The following is a 19577-nucleotide window of genomic DNA, read 5'->3' on the forward strand; positions in this document are numbered from 1 at the left end:
GTTATGGCAAAAATAATGGTAGTAGATGATGAGACTGATTTGGAAATACTCATCAAACAAAAATTTCGAAAACAAATACGGCAAAACGAATATGAGTTTGTCTTTGCCATAAATGGTAAGGATGCGTTGGATAAGCTTGCTGAACATCCAGGGGTGGATATTGTTTTGAGCGATATCAATATGCCTGAAATGGATGGTCTTACCCTGCTCTCAGAACTGCATGAATCCAGTCCGCTTATCAAAGCGGTCATTGTATCTGCCTATGGTGATATGGAAAATATTCGTGTGGCCATGAACCGCGGTGCTTTTGACTTCATCACCAAGCCCATCAATTTTGAGGATCTTACCCTGACAATGGAGAAAACCTTAAAACATGCCAGAGAGATCCGAAAAACGTTGCAGGCAATTAAGGAGAATAATATCCTTAAAATGTACGTCGATGAGAACGTGCTTAATTTTATGGGGGGACAGGAATACGAGTCCAAGATCATGGCCAACGAAAGCATCGAAGGCACGGTTATGTTCGTTGATGTATGTGGATTCACGAAAATCAGTGAAACAACAAGTCCAGATGTAGTCGTCACCATGCTGAACACCTATTTTGATGCCATGGTGAAAGAAATAATGGAGCAGAATGGCATTATCGATAAATTTATAGGCGATGCCGTAATGGCTGTATTTAGAGGGGAGTACCACTTAGACCGAGCGATTGATGCCGCATTGGCCATCAGAAATCAAGTGAACAGCTTACCTAAAGGGGAAGGCAAAGAAACATACCAGCCAAAAGTTTCTATCGGTATTAAAAGCGGGGAAATGATTTCGGGCAATATTGGTTCCGCTACTCTTAAGCGTCTAGATTACACCGTAATTGGTGATACTGTAAATACGGCTGCCAGGTTACAAGATGCAGCTATAGAAAATCAAATTATCATCTGTGAAAGTTGTTACGAACAGGTAAAAGAGGCTTTTAAATGTGAGAATCTAGGCAGTATTACCTTGAAAAATAAAATAAAACCACTTACAGTCTATAATGTTTTAGAATAATTTTTTTTGGAGTCTTTAAATTACAAACTATGACCAAACCTTTAAAATCCGGTAACCAGAAAAACACCAAAGCCAAGGAAGGACAAAATCCGTTATCTACTTTCGAAAGAGGACTTCTTGACGAACTTAAAACGAAAGGGCATGCCGAAGAATTGGTGGATCACTATTGGGGCACCATCAACTATGTTTCCAATCTTATTAAGGCTTCCGAGCTAAAGGCAGGACTTATTTTATCCTTTTATGGTATTATACTGAACTTTATTTATCAAAGTGCCGAAACCGTATTGCGTTCAGAAGCAAATCCCACCCCATTATATATTCTAACAAGTCTATGGTTCATTGCAACCGTAATTTCGGTTTTTTATAGCGTTCGCTGTTTTATTCCAAAATTAGAGGGGAATTATGATGATAATGTGTTCTATTTTGGGGATGTTATCAACAAGTTCGGTACTATCAAGGAATTTTCCAAGAAATTTTATGATGTCAGTATCAATGAAAAAGAGGTTTTTGAGCAATTGGGGGAACAGATCTATATCAATTCCAAAATAGCCGCTTGGAAATTTAGGAACGTACAACGATCCATTCGGTTTTTGGTAATCAGCCTTGTCTTATTGTTTGTAACCGCAGTGTATTTTGGATTGCATAGGATTGTATAACCATGATTTTGATGACCATCAACCATAAAATTCAAATTGACCATGCCTATTTTAGTGGCCTTATCGGACTTGATTGGTCTTTCGAGACAAACTTGTGTATTGGCCTACCATTACGGAGCGATTATACCCGATATGATCGTACATGAATAAGAGCGTAACATACTGGAAATATGAAAGCGGATTGCTTACTATAATCCAACACAATTTTTTATAACTTGAATGAAGGTTTCCCATTACAAGTAACCAAACCAAAAGAACACCAAAAATGAAGAACTACACACTCTTATTAGCATTTGCCTTTGCAAGTTTCCTGTCAGCACAAACCGAAATTGAAAAAGTGGTCGAAACCGTCAATAAAAGTGAAATTGAAGGGCATATCCATTTTTTGGCGGATGATGTATTGAAAGGACGTGCCACAGGGTCTCCAGAATTAAAAATTGCGGCATCCTATTTGGCTAACACCTTACGTAGTTACGGAGTAAAACCCATTTCGGACAGTGGTGACTATTATCAAAAATTTGAAATGTTCCGTTTCCATCTAACCGAAGAAATAAACATATCCCTTAATGGCATAAATTTCCCTGAAATAGTGGCTTTTGATATTGATGCTATCGATAGTGAAGAGGATGCTGTGTATCTCAACTATGGACTTGAGTCTGACTACATCGGAAAAGATGTAAAGGATAAAATAATCATTGTGAAAGCCGGTACCCCAGATGCCTTGGAATTAAGGCCTGCCCTTGGTAGTAGGGCGCCAAAAAGGGAATTGGCCATAAAAAATGGGGCGAGAGGTTTAATAGAAATCGGGGCTTTTGACGAAGCGATTTGGCCACGTTTCAAACATGCCTTTGAGGAACGTGTGAGTCTTACCGAAGGTGAAAAAGAGCCCTTACCACTTTATTTGTGGATTCAAACCAGTCAGGAGGAATTGGATAATTTGGGTGCTGAAACCTTAAAAATCAAAATTAAGAGTAATGGTATCCAAAAGGCAATTATCCAGAGTCAAAATGTGGTTGGGGTCATAGCGGGTACGGATCCTGAACTTAAAAAGGAATATGTGATATATTCTGCACATTATGACCATATTGGTATCGGCAAACCGGATGCTAAAGGAGATAGTATCTACAATGGGGCCCGTGACAATGCCATTGGCGTTACAGCTGTTCTGACCATAGCGAAAAACTTAGCCAAATATCCCACAAAGCGCTCAGCCCTTTTTATATTGTTTACAGGGGAGGAAATGGGGCTATTGGGAAGCCGATATTATGTTCAGCACCCTGTGCTGCCTCTTGAACAAATGATCTATTGTTTTAACACAGACGGTGGTGGTTACAACAATACGACTTTAGCTACCATAGCCGGGTTAAACCGTACTACGGCAAAAGATAAAATGATTGAGGGCGCCAAAACCTTTGGGTTGAAAGCCTTGGATATAGATGAGGTTGCACCGGAAGAAGGACTTTTCGACCGCAGTGACAATGTTAGTTTTGCCAAAGTTGGTATACCGGCGCCCACCTACTCCACCGGTTTTGATGCCTTTGATGACGAAATCAATAAATATTACCATCAAGCCGCAGATGAGGCAGAAAGTTTGGATTATGATTATTTATTGAAATTTTATCAAGGTTATGTGCTCTCTGGTAGATTGATATCCAATGATCCGGAAAGACCCTATTGGATCAAAGGGGACAAATATGAGGCGGCTGGCAATGCATTGTATGGCAAAGTTCCCAAAGTTCCTATCAAAGATTGAATCATGGATAATCAGATTCCCTGATACCGATGGCAAGTATTTCATTGACGATGTTTTAGATGAACTTCGAGACTTTGATAAAAACGTTGAACATAACCCTAACCAAAATGAAAAAAATCCTAAAATACTTATTCAGTGCTTTACTCCTATTAATTGTTGTGCTATTGTTCAACACGATACGCATGAGCTCAAAACAGGTAGCTCCAGAACCATTGGAAGAGGTTACGATAGCGCAAGATATTTATCAAAACTTAAGTAAAGGCCTTCAATATAAAACGATATCCTATAGTGAGGATGCCGTACCGGATTCTACTGCTTTTTTTGGTTTCCATCGTTTTCTAGAGGGGACATTTCCGTTAGTTCACCAAAAAATGACCCTTGAAAAAATAAGCACCTATAGTTTATTGTATACTTGGCCTGGGAGCGACCCTTCTAAAAAACCGATCATTTTAATGTCCCACCAGGATGTGGTACCTGTAGATGAACCAACATTGGGAGACTGGGAAGCAGGACCTTTTGAAGGCAAAATCACGGAAACGGAAATTATTGGCCGTGGCACGATGGACGATAAAGGAACGCTCATTGCCTTGTTAGAGGCTGCGGAAGGGCTATTGGAAGAATCGTTTCAACCGGAACGTACCATATTCCTGGCCTTTGGTCATGATGAGGAAGTCGGAGGTCCAAATGGTGCCGCAAAAATAGCTGAATACCTAAAAGCGAAAGGAGTGCACGCAGCCATGACCTTGGATGAAGGAGGTTTCTTGGCTGAAGATCTTGTTCCAGGTATCAATACTGTTGCCGTGGTAAATCTGGCCGAAAAAGGTTTTGCTTCATTTAAGCTGATTGTTGAAACCTCTGGAGGTCACAGTTCCGCACCGCCAAAAGAAAACACTATAGGAATCCTGGCACAAGCTATCGTAGACCTGGAAAACAACCAAAGACCCTATAAATTGGTAAAACCAATTGATTACCAATTTGAGTATATGGGTCCGGAACTACCATTTTTCCAAAAGGTTGCCTTTGCAAACCCTTGGCTTTTAAAAAAACCGGTTCTAGAAGCTTTAAATGCACATACTACTACTGCTCCCACAATTATAGACGGTGGGATAAAAAATAATGTCATTCCAACCGTTGCGGAAGCCACTGTCAATTTTAGGATTTTACCGGGAGAAACGATAGCATCTGTGCAAGAGCATATAAAGAATACCATTTCAGACAAAATAAAAGTAGAACATGTAGGCTTTTTAACCAACCCCTCACCTGTTTCCAGCATTGATTCCGATGCGTACAAAATTTTAGAAAAAACCATACGAAGTATGTTCCCTAACAGTGTGGTAGTACCAGGTCTTTTAGGTGGCGGCACCGATTCACGGTATTTTTATGATATTTCAGAAGATGTATACCGTTTTTATCCCATTCGGTTAAATCCTAATAATAGAACTCGTTTTCATGGTATTGACGAAAAAATAAGCAAGGCCAATTACAAAGAGCTTGTTGAATTCTCCTATCACTTGATCAAGCAATTTAATTAAGCTATGATTAAATACTTCCGGAAAATCAGTTAAAACCAACTTTCCAAAGGTGAAACCTTCAAATACCTCAAAAACGCCGTTGGTGGGATTACATACCTTGCCACTGAATCTTCTCCGTATTTCACAGACCATGGGTGTTGATTCAATACTATTTAAAACAGTGGTTTTTTGTTAATTTCATAGCATTGATAATCATGGGAATTCACGAACTTTGTTTGGATTGTTGTATGATTTAAAAATGTAAAAATGAAATATTTATTCCCTATTCTCCTTTTGCTGATTGCTGCTTGTTCCCAACCAAAAATAGAGGTTGTAACCTCTACGGAATCAGAACCTTGGGTTGTCGGTGGGCTGGCGAAAACAACTTCTTCCAAAGAAAATGTTGATGCGCAAATAGTTCGTACGGATACCTTACAGACCATTGACGGATTTGGGACATGTTTCAATGAATTGGGTTGGACGTCGCTGCAACGGTTGAGTCAGGAAGATAGGGACGGTATTCTTCAAGAATTGTTCCAGCCAGGGGTTGGTGCAAATTTCACAATTTGTAGAATGCCCGTCGCGGCCAATGATTTTGTGGAAAAATGGTATTCTTACGATGAAACGGAAGGCGATTTTGAAATGAAGGATTTTAGCATTGCCAACGACAAAAAATCACTGGTGCCTTTTATCCAAAATGCGCAAAAGTATAATCCGGAACTGAAAATATGGGCTTCTCCTTGGTCACCACCCCAATGGATGAAATACAACAAACATTATGCGGCAAAGAGTTTATTGGGCGATTCTTTAAATATGTCCGATAAAAATGCAAAGGATATTACCGTGATCGGTAATGGCTTACCCTTGGATAGGCAAGGAAAGGAAGGTACCGATATGTTCATTCAAGAACCCGACTATTATAAGGCCTATGCACTTTATTTCACCAAATTTATTGAAGCCTATCGCAAAGAGGGTATCGATATTTTTATGGTAATGCCCCAAAACGAATTCAATTCGGCACAGGTTTTCCCCAGTTGTACATGGACAGCGAAGGGGTTAACAACCTTCGTAGGTCAATATTTAGGGCCTGCGATGAAAGAATTAAACGTTGATGTGATGTTCGGTACCATGGAGCGTGGGAATGAAGCTCTTGTAGATACCGTATTGACCGATGTTGATGCCAAAAAATTTGTATCAGGTGTTGGTTTTCAATGGGCAGGGAAGGAATCCATTCCGGGGATACATAAGCGTTACCCTGATTTAACCCTGTACCAAACCGAACAAGAATGTGGAGATGGCAAAAATGATTGGTCTAAATGTGTTTATTCTTGGGGACTAATAAAACACTATTTAACCAATGGGGCCAATGCCTATATGTATTGGAATACGTCTTTGGATGCCGGTGGAATAAGCACTTGGGGATGGCAACAGAATTCATTGGTTAGTGTAGATACAACGGATAATACGTTTCAATATAACCATGAATATTATTTGCTTAAACACCTAAGCCATTTTGTGCAAAAAGGGGCTAAATTGTTACGTACAACCGGTAGTTTTGACAATATGCTGGCTTTTAAGAATCCAGATGATAGTGTCATCCTAGTGGTGCAAAACGAATTAAAGGAAAATAGACAGTTGAACCTTAAGTTGGATGGCACCTATATTTCCGTTGATCTTAAGGCGGACTCCTTTACCACCCTAAAGATAGAATAAGGTGTATGTAACATATCACCTAGGGATCTTCGGGCTTACCTCCCACTCCATTCCACCAAATACTTTGTGGTAAGGGTTGTGGCGTTAATTTCTGTATGCGTAGCTATAAATCAATTCAATAAAAAATTATAGAATAACTTTTGTGTTCAATGTGTGCTTCAATCTTCTTAAGCCATTTTGGCTTTGTTTCTTTTGGTTGTAAAAGAAAGTGCTTTCTTAACCTTAGAGTTTTTGAATTTGTATAATCGAGCTACTTCAGTGGTAGTTTCAGTCTTAACCTCGTTTTTGGTTTCCGTAGTAGTAGCGATAGTCATTTCAATAGTTTCAACCTGTACCTCTTGCGTGTTGTTTTGGGCTTGTGCAGTTATTCCGAAGAAGATGATAAAGATGATGGTTGCTATTGCTTTCATGACTTGTTTTGTTATATAATGATAACAGTAACAAGTGCATTTTGAAGGGTTGCAATTCGCTGAACGCCTCTATTTATCGTTCTTTGACAACTATTGGGGTGAAGTGTAATATTCCCTCGGTAAACGGGAAGCACCCCAAAAACAGCTTACCGAAAAAAGTGGTATTTAAACGGGATAATAGAGCGGGTCACGTCCGAAAAAATGGGAATGAAATCCCCAAAGGAGTCATAATTACCGATACCGTAAAAAAAGTAACCAAGTTATTTAGCTATACCATATTTTCAAATGAAGCTTTGTGGGGCATGGCAGAAACCGATACCAACCCCCTATAGTCGTTATTGCTTTGTTCTTTTCTTTTGTAAAAACCAGAGCCCTTTATGATAGATTATCCATTAAATGTTCAACCGTGGCCTCGATTTTTTGGTTCAACAACTCCTTTTCCAAAATCTTGGGAGGTACGATACGCTCCTTACAATCGGTGATTGGGCAACGTTCACATGTAACCCCTACATGGTAGTTCTCGATTTTGGGGTCGTCCAGGAATGCTATCTTGCGTTTTAGCTGTGGATTGATCAATATACCTATACTGATGCTTCGGTACTGGTTTTCCTTAAATGGGTCTTTCGTGGCCGAGGAAAACACCAAATAAGAAGGCTGGTTATTGGGATAATGGGATATTTGTACATCAAATACATGCTTCTCCTTCTTCTTGATGATCTTTTGTAGCACCCGTAGGGAAACCCATCGCCGACAATAATGTTCATTGTTTTCATTCGCATGGGGTGAATGTTGGTGCGATAAGTGTAACTCCTTGGTGAGATAATACTTTTCATCCCCTTTTTTATGCACAAATCGCAAAAAGAAAAGGTTCTGTACATTAAAGTCCTTCGGTAGTATATTTGTCATACGTTGGTACAACGATTCCGGTGAGGCATTGAACGAGTCGATCATTTTAATGAACAGTCCAGGATCAAAGGTTTTCTTATTGAACAACTGTTTTAGTTGCTTTGTGAATGGCTCACGGGGCAAAATCATGGCTCCTGCAAAATAGGAAGCGTAGAAATTATTGAGGACCTGGTCAAAATTCTCGAATTTGATCCAAGAAAATGTATAGAGCCTTTCCTTGTATCCCAAGAAATTAAAGGCAATTTCCTTGGCATAAATAAACGTACGTTGTGCCTCGTCTATATGATTCGCCAATAAAAGGGTTTTGGTCTTGGGAACAAAAATCGAACGCAGGGCATCCAACTCCTTATGCTTTTCCAGATCTTTATTGTTTATGGTATACCCATATTCTTCCACGAGGATCTCCTCCAATTCCTGTGAGGTTACATTTTGGCTGAGGTCAATTTGATAGGCCTTAGAGAATTTAAGGACTTGTTGCTCCAATTCATCAAAATAGTTGTGGTTGGCTTCTTGGAAAGAACGTAATGAGGCTAGAAAAAAGCTTTCCTTTCCAAAATCATAGTTCTGTGCGATCTTGATAATGGTACTGATAAAGGCATTCATTTTTGCAGGGGCGTTGGATACGATATCGATCAACGTACTTTCTTTGATTCCGAAGAGGTCTAACGGAATCTCCTTTAAGACCTTTGACTGTAGAATTTCGCCAATCGGGGCTAGATTCTTATCCAGTTTCAGGGATACCATTTGGTCATATGGTACGTCCAATTTTTCGGCAAGGATGGAAATTTTATCCGGTTTGGGATATTTTTTCCCCTTTTCAATTTCATTCAAATAGGATTTGGACAGGCCGGAAAGTTTTGAAAGCCCAAAGAGCGATAAATTTCTGTCAGTCCTTATCTGCTTTAGCTTCAGCCCAAAAATAAGTTTAATATAATCTTCTTCCATACTTACAAATATAACCAATTTTGCGAACATCCATAAATTACGAATAAATATAAATAGCGAACGTTCGCTTGTTTTTTAAAAATGTTTTTTATAACATTGTTCTCGTAAAATCAATGTCATGGAAAACACACTATTAAAATTACCGCCAGTCAACTTCGCCAAGGAAGTACAAAATCATTATCCTGAAATCCTTACCAAGGAGGCACTTACCTTTCTTTCTGCATTGCATGAGTATTTTAATGCCGAACGATTGGAGTTGTTGGAATCCAGGAATGAACAACAAAAGGAATTTGATGAGGGGAAGTTTCCTGATTTCCCCCATGAAACCGAGGCTGTCCGTGCAGGTATATGGACTGCCGCACCCATTCCGCATGATCTTCAGGATCGCCGTGTGGAAATCACCGGACCCGTAGATCGTAAAATGATCATCAATGCCTTGAATTCGGGGGCAAAGGCCTTTATGGCCGATTTAGAGGATAGCAATTCCCCTACGTGGCAAAATACCATTGAAGGCCAAAGTAATCTTATCGATGCCAATAAAGGGACCATATCCTTGGTCGATACCGTTAAAAACAAATCGTATCGGTTGAATGAGGAAACTGCTGTACTAATGGTTCGGCCTAGGGGACTTCATCTTAATGAAAGGCACCTGACCATCAATGGGGAAGAATTATCCGGTAGTTTGGTCGATTTTGGACTTTATGTCTTCCATAACACCAAAACGCTGATGAAAAAAGGAACGGCTCCGTATTTTTACCTTCCAAAACTGGAACACTATGCAGAGGCACGATGGTGGAATAGGGTTTTTGAATTTGCTGAAAACTATTTAGAGGTGCCTGTAGGAACGTTCAAGGCAACCGTGCTCATAGAGACCATTACGGCAAGCTTTCAGTTGGATGAGATCATCTATGAGTTGAAGGACCATATTGTGGGACTCAATTGCGGACGATGGGATTATATTTTCTCCTATATCAAGAAATTCAGGAACCATCCCAATTTTGTGGTCCCGAATCGGGATCAGGTGACCATGACCTCACCTTTTATGGATGCGTATTCAAAGTTGGTGATCCAGCGTTGTCACAAAAGGGGCATTCTGGCCATTGGGGGTATGGCGGCACAAATTCCTATCAAGAACAATGAAAATGCGAACCGGATCGCATTGGAAAAGGTTCGGTTGGATAAGGAACGGGAAGCCAAAAACGGCCATGACGGTACATGGGTGGCCCACCCGGATTTGGTTGCCGTGGCCATGGAGGAGTTCAACAAATACATGCCAACACCCAATCAGATGCATGTTTCAAGGGATGATGTAAAAATCACAGCAGAGGATTTAGTCGAAATACCTTTGGGAACAGTGACTGAAAGCGGTGTGCGTAAAAACATCAACGTGGGTATACTATATACCGAGGCTTGGCTCCGGGGTTATGGGGCAGTTGCACTCTACAATCTTATGGAGGATGCCGCAACGGCCGAAATTTCCCGGACCCAGGTGTGGCAATGGTTAAAGAACGAAGTGAAGCTTGACGATGGTAGAACGTTCAATTTGGAATTATGCCATAAAATCTTTGATGATGAAGTTGAAAAAATCATAAAGGAAGTCGGGGAGCAAAATATGGTCAATACCAAATTTGAATTGGCCATAGACCTTTTTAGGAAACTGATTACAGCTAAAGAGTTTGAGGAATTTCTAACGCTATCGGCCTACAACTATATATAACTAAAAAAAATCCCGCGAATGCGGTAACACTCGACGGGATTCTCAATTATTAATTACTAATAACGTTTCGTAAAATTATGGAAAAACAAGACAGAATTCAAGCATTAATTGCAGATTGGACCACTAATCCGCGTTGGAAAGGTATTGAAAGGCCTTATACGGCAGAGGAAGTTGTAAAATTACAAGGTTCGTACAAGCTAGAACATAGTATCGCCCGCTTAGGAGCCGAAAAATTATGGCGAAAACTGAATGCACAGGATTTTGTGGCCGGCTTGGGCGCTTTGACCGGCAATCAGGCCGTACAGGAAGTTGAAGCAGGACTGGAAGCGATTTACTTAAGTGGATGGCAGGTAGCTGCCGATGCAAACCTTGCCGGGGAAATGTATCCTGACCAGTCCCTCTACCCTGCCAACAGCGTACCTTCAGTGGTAAAGCGAATCAACAATGCACTTTTGCGCAGAGATCAAATTCAATGTGTGAATGGTGAGGGCACAACGTTGGATTATTTGGTACCTATCGTTGCAGACGCCGAAGCAGGATTCGGAGGTAACTTAAATGCCTTTGAACTTATGAAGGCGATGATCGAGGCGGGTGCATCAGGCGTGCATTTTGAAGACCAATTGAGCTCAGCTAAAAAATGTGGACATTTGGGAGGTAAAGTATTGGTGCCAACGCAAGAGGCGATAAATAAATTGGTTGCGGCCCGTTTGGCTACGGATGTCATGGGGGTTCCTACCTTGATCATTGCCCGAACCGATGCCGATGCAGCCAATTTGTTGACCAGCGATATTGATGCCCGTGATCATAAATTCATCAACGGAGAACGTACGAATGAAGGATTTTTTGGGGTGAACAATGGTATTAAACAAGGGATTGCCAGGGGATTGAGCTATGCTAAGTATGCCGATTTGATATGGATGGAAACATCAAATCCTGATTTGGACTATGCCCGTGAATTTGCCGAAGCGATCCACGCGAAATATCCGGGTAAGATGTTGGCCTATAACTGTTCGCCCTCTTTCAATTGGGCTGCAAAACTAAGTGTTGCCGAAATGGAAACCTTTAGGGAGGAATTGGCCAAAATGGGTTATAAGTTCCAGTTTATCACCCTTGCAGGATTCCATGCCTTGAATACCAGTATGTTCGAATTGTCCAAAGCGTACAAAGAACGGGGTATGGCAGGCTATTCCGAATTGCAGGAACGCGAGTTCAAATTACAGCAAAGTGGTTTCAAGGCGGTGAAACATCAAGGATTTGTAGGTACCACCTATTTTGATGCCGTACAGAACACCGTTACCGCAGGGGCAGCGAGTACTGTGGCCATGAAGGATAGTACTGAGGTAGCACAATTCTAAAAGAGTATTATATCCTATTAAAAAAGCAGCTGGGCCCCACCCAGCTGCTTTTTGTTTATATAAGCTCCTACCCTTGCAATTTCAATCCTTGATTGTTTTGGATAGGTATATGTTGTTTTTTAATCGATATAACAAAAGTGGGTCAATAAGGAGAAGAATATTGTGATGGCTGCTTATGCCATTTTAGCCTTGTTCCTTTTGGTGGTAAAAGAAAGTGCTTTTTTGATTTTGGAATTTTTGAACTTGTACAATCTAGCAACTTCCGTTTTTGTTTCGGTCTTCACTTCGTTCTTGGTTTCAGTGGCCGTTGTGATGGTGAACCCCATTTCGATGGTTTCAACTTGAACCTCTTGGGCATTGTTCTGAGCTTGGGCAGCTATTCCGAAAAAGATGATGAAGATGATTGTTACGATTGCTTTCATGACTTGTTTTGTTATATAATGATAACAGTGACAAGTGTATTTTGAAGGGTTGCAATTCGCTGAACGCCCCTATTTATCGTTATTTGACAAGAATAAGGATTAAGTGCAAAATTCCCTCGATAAATGGGAAGCACCCTAAAAACAGCTTACCGAAATAAGTGGTCGTTAAACGATGATGCAAGGCTTTAGTCAAGCCCTATTTCTTCTATTTATCGATTTATTTCAAGTATTATATGGAGTTCGTCCAATTTGGTATAACAAAAGCGGGTCAATAAGGAGAGCAATATTGTGATGGCTGCTTATGCCATTTTGGCCTTGTTCCTTTTGGTGGTAAAAGAAAGGGCTTTTTTGATTTTGGAGTTTTTGAACTTGTACAATCTGGCAACTTCCGTTTTTGTTTCGGACTTCACTTCGTTCTTGGTTTCAGTGGCCGTTGTGATGGTGAAACCCATTTCGATGGTTTCAACTTGAACCTCTTGGGCGTTGTTCTGTGCTTGGGCAGCTATTCCGAAAAAGATGATGAAGATGATTGTTACGATTGCTTTCATGACTTGTTTTGTTATATAATGATAACAGTGACAAGTGTATTTTGAAGGGTTGCAATTCGCTGAACGCCCCTATTTATCGTTATTTGACAAGAATAGGGATTAAGTGCAAAATTCCCTCGATAAACGGGAAGCACCCTAAAAACAGCTTACCGAAATAAGTGGTCGTTAAACGATGATCTTAAGGGTAGATAGTTGTTATTTATTCTTTTCCTCGATCCATTTGGAAAGATATTTGGTACTCGCCATAGATTGATGGCGTACCATGGCACCTATAAAATTGTTTGTTCTATGTTCTTCCAAATGGGCATGAAGTGCATCTAGGGTGTCCGCTAAGTTTTTATCGAGGGATTCCTTATTGTAGTAGGTGTCTATAATTCCAAATCCATTTTGCTGGGCCTGTAGCCATTCCGATTCATTATTGTACAATGCAATGGCGGACTTGGCGATTTCTTCGGCACTATTCGCTATTTGTCCGTTCCAGGGTAAATCGTTATTCATGCCCTCTGCCCCTATTGTTGTCGTTACGCTTGGGGTACCATAGAGCATGGCATCAATCAATTTACCTTTGATTCCCGCTCCAAAACGCAATGGGGCCAAATTTACGCGGCTATTACCCATTACCTCCTGTACCTCCTTGGCCCATCCTTTGACCAAAAAACCGGTTTCAGGTTTATGCATTTGTTTTATATGTGCAGGAAGATATGCCCCATGGATATGTAATTCGGCCTTTGGTAGGGCTTTACGGATCAATGGCCATATTTCTGATTTGAGCCATACAACGGCATCCATATTGGGTGCGTGCTTGCCATTGCCCATACAGATAAAATCCTTTCGAGCATTAAAAGGTAATCTACCCAAAGCATTTTCTTTTTCAATCGTTTCCAATTGAAAAGGCAGATGAAGCAATAGGCTTTCATCCATCTTGATGACGGCCGTTAGCAAATCCATTTCAAAGGTGGATATGATCAGGGAAAGATCACACCTGTAGATCGAGGCCACCTCCCTTTTGGTCATATCGCTCGCTAGCCAAAGCGTTGAATTGAATTCCACATTCGACTTAAAACATTGTTCCCGTACGGCCCGTAATGAATGTAAATCCTCTGTATCCAATATACGTAGGGCATTGGGTACTGTTTCGGCTACGCGCCAACCAAACTGTTCCTCGGTCAAATATCGGTCGAAAAGCACGATTTTGGGATCTAGGTTTTTGACAAAAACATTGAAACCTGAATCATTCAGAAGGATGTCCTGGGTTGCAACACCCAAGGTATTCAAGTCAAGGGAATGTTCCGTATGACTGGCGGTACTGGCAAACGTAATTTTATAATCGTGCTCAAGGAAAAACCGGATCAATTGCAACATTCTGTTGCCCGCAGCCGTCGTTGAGGGTTCAGGCCAGGTATAACCAATGATAAGAAGCTGTTGTTGTCCCATTATTCTCAAAAATTGGCGGTTGGAAGTACACCATATGTTTTGGGTGTTCAAAAGCACATATTTCCAGTGAACGCTGCGAATGTATGCTTAAAATCACATTCTTTCAGCGAACATCTTTGAAATCTTAGAGCGCAATTTACGTTCGTAATCTTCTTCCAACCACTCTTTGTAATTTTTGGTATTATTCATAATACAGTAGGAATATTGGCGTACCCGATAGGCGATTTCCTCTTTCAAAGACTTGGCCAATATACGGGCATCAAAAACATCCTCGGCATTCTCGACACAAATTTGGGCATGTTGCTCAATACTATTTTCCAAAACGACCTTGGATTTTAAGCCTTGGGCAAATACTTTTTTGTATTCGGCCTTGATATCAAATTCGATATTTTCCGATTTCGCAAATTGCTTGCGGAGTTCAGACGGCATCTCATAAACGAATTCCCGTTCAATTTCCTCATCATTCTTAATGTTTTCGAGATAGAAATCAGGAAAATGGAAAATTTCCTGCCAATCTATAGGGGCGTTCCAAAGTCCAAAACGGGCAATATTGTTCCCCAAGTCCACTACAGTGAATTCCTCTTTGTTCGGTAAAACCCTAGATCCACGACCAATCATTTGAAAATATAAGGTCAGTGAACGTGTGGCCCTATTGAGCATAATGGTTTCAACAGTGGGTTCATCAAAACCCGTTGTCAGGATACTCACCGAGGTAAGTATGGCATCCGGTGTTTCGGAAAACCATTGTAATATTTCGCGTCGTTCCGCAGCAGTATTCTTATTGTCTAGGTGCCGAATGGGGAGTCCGGCTTTTTTAAAGGTCTCATACACATAGATCGAGGTGTTGATACCATTGTTGAAAATAAGTGTCTTCTTTCCTTTGGAAATCTCATTATAGGCATTCAGAAGCTTGCCCAACATACTTTGGTTCCCATAGAGTTCATCAGAGGATTTTACGGTATAATCCCCATTGATACCCAATTTCAACCCCTGAAGACTAACATCGTAATTGTACATATTGGCCTTGGCCAAGAATCTCCTCTTGATCAATGATTCTATGGATTCCCCAACAATCAACTTTTGATAGTTGTCCTTCATGGGAAGTTTGATGTTCGAACTTAGTGGAGTAGCCGTAACTCCGAGAATAACCGCATGTTCAAAATATTTGAATAATTTTCGGAAAGAATTGTAGTGGGCCTCATCGATAATCACCAACCCAATATTATTGATTTCTATTTTTTCATCCTGTAATCGGTTGTTAAGGGTCTCTACCATGGCCACAAAGCACATGAAATCATCTTGGTCATTCAATTCTTTGACCTCGCTATTGATGATTTTGTTCTTGACCCCAAAACCATGAAGCATTCGGGAGGTTTGTTGACTTAATTCTATACGGTGCGTTAAGACAACGACCTTCTTTTGGGTTTTGGATATATATCGCTTTGCGATTTCTGAGAAAACCACCGTTTTCCCCCCACCCGTAGGCAATTGGTATAGTAGATTAACATTGTCGGGGGATTCCTCCAAATAATTGAATATGGTATTGAGGTCCTCTAACTGATAATCGTAAAGTGTTTTTTCTTTAGTATTTTTTTGTACTTCCAAACAGGTCGATTTGTGATTTTCTACATTTCTATTTTGATGGGCGTTACGGCAAAGCCCAATTTTGCAAAATTAGGAGAAATAAAAACCTGCACGAAATTTAAGGACATAAATCCTTGAAAAATATAGAACGGCGTCTTGTAACCTGTGGATAAACAGTACTATACGTACAATGTAAGTCCGCAAAACTTTATTGGCCAACTGATTCTGGGTAAGTAAGACCAAGAAGGATGTGGATTGTTTCTTCCTATCCGGAAATAATGCCCTACAAATCAGTCCAGGATATCCAAGGCCCTGGAAAAGCCTTCTTGGAAACACCAATGGTTGTCTTGTGTGAAATTATATACTTTGACAATGCGTTCCTTATAATTGGGCAATAGCCCATTTAAGGAAATGAACTGAACCATTTCGGTGAACGAATTCAACATACTCTTGAAAAAGGACTCGGGCACATTGCGCTCCAAGGAAAAAGTTTGGGCGATTTCGAGGTTATACAACATTACATCGGCGATTAAATGGGGCTCTACCCCCAACTTCATAAAATGCTTGATGTATTTCTGGGCCACAGAACGTCGCGCTTTGGGTCTTTTTCTTTTTAAAGGGAAATATTCATTGGAGATTTTAGCTTTGGCTTCCTGCACCATTTTATCCTCTTTCGGATTAAAGATAAAGTCGTAATATTCTTTCACCACAGGAAACCGGGTATAAAGATCAAGAAGCTGCTCTTCCAACTCCCGTTTTTTAAGTTCCGTCACATATTTCTTTAGGGCTCTTTTACTCATCTTCTTGTCTTGAATTTCAAAAATACACCAAGCAATAGTAAAATACCTGTCCAGTTGAGCTTTAATTCCAAAACTTGTCATAAATTCTGTATAACATTCACGGAATCTTTTGGAAAAGACAGAATATTAATGTATTATGAAGACTTGTAGAATGTTGAATTTTAAACTCGAACTATATATATGAGGCAACTTAAGATTATCAAGCAGGTAACCAATAGAGAATCAAAATCACTGGATAAATACTTGCAGGATATCAGTAAAATCGAATTGATCAATGCCCAGGAAGAAGTAGAATTAGCACAGCGTATTCGGGCCGGTGATCAAATTGCCCTTGAAAAATTGACCATAGCCAATTTACGTTTTGTCGTTTCTGTGGCAAAACAATACCAAAACCAAGGATTAAAATTACCCGATTTGATCAATGAAGGTAATTTAGGGCTTGTTAAGGCCGCTAAACGTTTCGATGAGACCCGTGGGTTCAAATTTATCTCCTATGCGGTCTGGTGGATCCGTCAATCAATTCTGCAGGCCTTGGCAGAACAATCACGGGTGGTAAGGCTTCCTTTGAACAAGATTGGCTCCATTAATAAGATCAAGAAGACCTTTTCCTATTTGGAACAGGCCCATGAACGGCCACCATCCCCAGAGGAAATAGCCAAAGAGCTTGAAATGACGGTTTCCGAGGTAAAACAGTCCCTTAAGAATTCAGGAAGACATGTATCCATGGATGCTCCACTTCGTGAGGGTGAGGATTCGAACCTTTATGATGTACTCCGTTCTGGGGAATCACCAAGACCCGATAAGCTATTATTGCAACAGTCACTGAATACCGAGATCAATAGGGCCCTTGAAACCTTATCCCCTCGCGAGGCTGATGTGGTTAAACTCTATTATGGTATTGGGGACCAACAATCGATGACCTTGGCCGAAATTGGGCAAACTTTCGATCTTACACGGGAGCGTGTTCGTCAAATAAGGGAAAAGGCCATAAGAAAGTTACGTCACAATTCCAGAAGTAAATTATTAAAAACCTATTTGGGATAGCCAAAGGGAATAAATGGCAATAAAAAAAGCCCTGACGTTATCGCCAGGGCTTTTTTTATGGTTAATCAGCTCTCTAGGAAAAGCTTAATTTACTAACATTGATGTCTACCAAGATTTCATTCAAATTCTCGATAAAATTCATGTAAGCTGCGTTATCTGCGTTTCTATTTGCCATAATGCGTAAGGTTTTAGGGGTTTATGGGGTTAACGAAAAAGATTACATATAATCCAATTCTACTAATTCATTGATACTTAAAATTTCGTTCAGATCTTGGAGGAAAGCTAAATACTCCTCCCCGTAGGTATCGTATAGCATGTGATTTAAAGTTAAGTTATAGCTGCAATAAGCAAGCGATTTGGGTTATTATTTATATAGTAAACATATTGATAACGGGGCCATGGCGCAATAAATTGTGGTGAAACAAAAAAAATATGTTGTCAAAATTGCATTTTTGATGGAATAGCAAATCCAGTAAAATTCAGGTGTTGCCGTTCATCGAGAATTTTATCATTTGGTGGACCGGCATAAAGGTCCGTTTTTTTCAATTGGAGCATTTAAAAGTAAAAAGGATTGCTAAAATTTCGTCCAAATGATGTGTGGCAGGAAGCCAAAAGGAAGTTATCGGAAAGATCTTTTTATCACATCCAGGATTGATGAGTTCCGTTCAATCCACGCTTTGAATAGTTCCTGTTGGTTCGTCAGACGTTCCTGAGAAAGAATATCGAAAGTTTCTGATAGATCAAAGGATAGACTTTCCTTGAAAATCTTATTTTCCAGACCCTGTAGTACTGAAATGGCCTTTGTGCGAATTTCAGCATGCGGATCTTTACTAAGCTTCTTTAAAAAGTTGATCTCTTTTTTATCGCCTACGTCAACGATCATATCCATTAAAATAAGTTTTGCCTCAACGTCACAGTTACGGAAAAGATCCTCAAAAACACTAAAAGGGTTGAATTCCTCCTCCAAATAGTTTCGAATATTCCTTTGGGAGGCCTTGGCTTCCCGTATGGTGAATTCATGTATAATCCCCTCTATTCTGTTTATCATGGCTTCGTTCTTCACTTTTAATCGTAGTTCCTTGAGTAAAGGAATTTCGCGGCAATCACCAAATGCTTCGATATCCTCAAGTAAACGCCTATTTACAAAGGCCTTTCCGTCAAATAATATAGGGTTGGGAAGTCTTGTTGAAATATCAAGTGATTCATGCTGTTCCTGGTCAGGTTCGTTTAAACCATTCTTATCATCAGGGATCAAGGAAATAAACTTTAATAGGGAGCCCAAGTCCGTATCCGCATCTATCGCAAACCATTCCATACCATCATGGAGGGCCTTTTTGGGATTATTGACTTCCGTACCTGATTCTGGATTGCCAGTGATAGCGCTCCCATCATCGATGACCAAGGGTAAAAATGTCAATTCGTCCTCATTGATTCCTAAGGTATTTGATGAAATGGAAGCCTTCGTTGCTGAATTCCCAATTTTGTCCTTGTCGACTACTTTAGGTAAAAAGTCAACATTTAAATGGGTAGTTTCGGTATGCAGGGCATTGAGGCTTTTTTTATTCTGTCTACCCCAATTGTTATAGGGCTTACCTGATTTTGGTCCAACTTGGGAAAAATTATGTGGGTTGATGGAAAAAGGGAAATGTCCTTGTGATTCCAGTTTATGGTCTTTTTCAATCTTCCTTTGTATTGAAACGCTCATTTTGTTTAAGAATCGGATCGTAACAAAGTA

The 19577-nt window shown here is 40.2% G+C and carries 17 protein-coding genes; 9 read left to right on the plus strand and 8 right to left on the minus strand.

Features of this window, described 5'->3' with window-relative positions; translation table 11 throughout:
- The first annotated feature begins 3 nt into the window (after nucleotides 1-3).
- From LX92_RS18670 to LX92_RS18690, 5 genes are all read left to right on the plus strand, one after another.
- Entirely contained in the window at nucleotides 4-1044 is a 1041-nt protein-coding gene (locus tag LX92_RS18670; RefSeq protein WP_109653893.1) for an adenylate/guanylate cyclase domain-containing protein, read from the plus strand.
- Nucleotides 1045-1073: 29 nt separating this feature from the next.
- Entirely contained in the window at nucleotides 1074-1700 is a 627-nt protein-coding gene (locus LX92_RS18675) for a Pycsar system effector family protein (protein ID WP_223308417.1), read from the plus strand.
- Between the two features lie 265 nt (nucleotides 1701-1965).
- Complete coding sequence (locus LX92_RS18680; protein WP_109653895.1) at nucleotides 1966-3453, plus strand: M28 family peptidase; 1488 nt, start codon at nucleotides 1966-1968, stop codon at nucleotides 3451-3453.
- Between the two features lie 107 nt (nucleotides 3454-3560).
- Complete coding sequence (locus tag LX92_RS18685) at nucleotides 3561-4985, plus strand: M20 family peptidase (protein WP_109654121.1); 1425 nt, start codon at nucleotides 3561-3563, stop codon at nucleotides 4983-4985.
- Between the two features lie 246 nt (nucleotides 4986-5231).
- Nucleotides 5232-6677, plus strand: a complete 1446-nt coding sequence (locus tag LX92_RS18690; protein WP_109653897.1) for a glycoside hydrolase family 30 protein — start codon at nucleotides 5232-5234, stop codon at nucleotides 6675-6677.
- Between the two features lie 167 nt (nucleotides 6678-6844).
- On the opposite strand, the gene LX92_RS18695 is transcribed toward LX92_RS18690, so the two are convergent.
- Nucleotides 6845-7087, minus strand: a complete 243-nt coding sequence (locus tag LX92_RS18695) for a hypothetical protein (protein WP_109653899.1) — start codon at nucleotides 7085-7087, stop codon at nucleotides 6845-6847.
- A gap of 98 nt (nucleotides 7088-7185) precedes the next feature.
- Between LX92_RS18695 and LX92_RS18700 the strand changes: the two genes are divergently transcribed.
- The gene (locus LX92_RS18700) at nucleotides 7186-7419 is read left to right on the plus strand and encodes a hypothetical protein (protein WP_170117895.1); all 234 of its coding nucleotides are present in this window, start codon (nucleotides 7186-7188) and stop codon (nucleotides 7417-7419) included.
- 43 nt (nucleotides 7420-7462) lie between these two features.
- On the opposite strand, the gene LX92_RS18705 is transcribed toward LX92_RS18700, so the two are convergent.
- Nucleotides 7463-8938 (minus strand): helix-turn-helix domain-containing protein, encoded by a 1476-nt coding sequence (locus LX92_RS18705; protein WP_109654123.1) that lies wholly within the window; start codon nucleotides 8936-8938, stop codon nucleotides 7463-7465.
- Nucleotides 8939-9056: 118 nt separating this feature from the next.
- Here LX92_RS18705 and aceB point away from each other — a divergent pair, with 118 nt between their 5' ends.
- Nucleotides 9057-10655 (plus strand): malate synthase A, encoded by a 1599-nt coding sequence (gene aceB, locus LX92_RS18710; RefSeq protein ID WP_109653904.1) that lies wholly within the window; start codon nucleotides 9057-9059, stop codon nucleotides 10653-10655.
- 77 nt (nucleotides 10656-10732) lie between these two features.
- Nucleotides 10733-12010 carry an isocitrate lyase gene (aceA, locus tag LX92_RS18715; RefSeq protein WP_223308418.1) on the plus strand — a complete coding sequence of 426 codons (1278 nt, stop codon included), beginning with the start codon at nucleotides 10733-10735 and terminating at the stop codon, nucleotides 12008-12010.
- A gap of 173 nt (nucleotides 12011-12183) precedes the next feature.
- Here the strand turns inward: aceA and LX92_RS18720 are convergent, their stop codons facing one another.
- The 5 genes from LX92_RS18720 to LX92_RS18740 form a co-directional block, all read right to left on the minus strand.
- On the minus strand, nucleotides 12184-12432 hold the full coding sequence (locus tag LX92_RS18720; RefSeq protein ID WP_109653908.1) for a hypothetical protein: 249 nt from the start codon (nucleotides 12430-12432) through the stop codon (nucleotides 12184-12186).
- A gap of 299 nt (nucleotides 12433-12731) precedes the next feature.
- On the minus strand, nucleotides 12732-12980 hold the full coding sequence (locus LX92_RS18725) for a hypothetical protein (protein WP_109653910.1): 249 nt from the start codon (nucleotides 12978-12980) through the stop codon (nucleotides 12732-12734).
- Nucleotides 12981-13175: 195 nt separating this feature from the next.
- Nucleotides 13176-14414: a glycosyltransferase gene (locus LX92_RS18730; protein ID WP_109653912.1), complete on the minus strand. Its 1239-nt coding sequence runs from the start codon at nucleotides 14412-14414 to the stop codon at nucleotides 13176-13178.
- Nucleotides 14415-14507: 93 nt separating this feature from the next.
- Nucleotides 14508-16019: a DEAD/DEAH box helicase gene (locus tag LX92_RS18735; RefSeq protein ID WP_109653914.1), complete on the minus strand. Its 1512-nt coding sequence runs from the start codon at nucleotides 16017-16019 to the stop codon at nucleotides 14508-14510.
- Nucleotides 16020-16288: 269 nt separating this feature from the next.
- Nucleotides 16289-16798 (minus strand): DUF6155 family protein, encoded by a 510-nt coding sequence (locus LX92_RS18740; RefSeq protein WP_109654125.1) that lies wholly within the window; start codon nucleotides 16796-16798, stop codon nucleotides 16289-16291.
- Nucleotides 16799-16978: 180 nt separating this feature from the next.
- Between LX92_RS18740 and LX92_RS18745 the strand changes: the two genes are divergently transcribed.
- Nucleotides 16979-17842: a sigma-70 family RNA polymerase sigma factor gene (locus LX92_RS18745; protein ID WP_109653916.1), complete on the plus strand. Its 864-nt coding sequence runs from the start codon at nucleotides 16979-16981 to the stop codon at nucleotides 17840-17842.
- A 619-nt stretch (nucleotides 17843-18461) separates the two neighbouring features.
- On the opposite strand, the gene LX92_RS18750 is transcribed toward LX92_RS18745, so the two are convergent.
- On the minus strand, nucleotides 18462-19547 hold the full coding sequence (locus LX92_RS18750; protein WP_109653918.1) for a hypothetical protein: 1086 nt from the start codon (nucleotides 19545-19547) through the stop codon (nucleotides 18462-18464).
- Nucleotides 19548-19577 lie beyond the last annotated feature (30 nt).

The sequence above is a fragment of the Maribacter polysiphoniae genome (assembly GCF_003148665.1).
GTDB lineage: Bacteria > Bacteroidota > Bacteroidia > Flavobacteriales > Flavobacteriaceae > Maribacter_A > Maribacter_A polysiphoniae.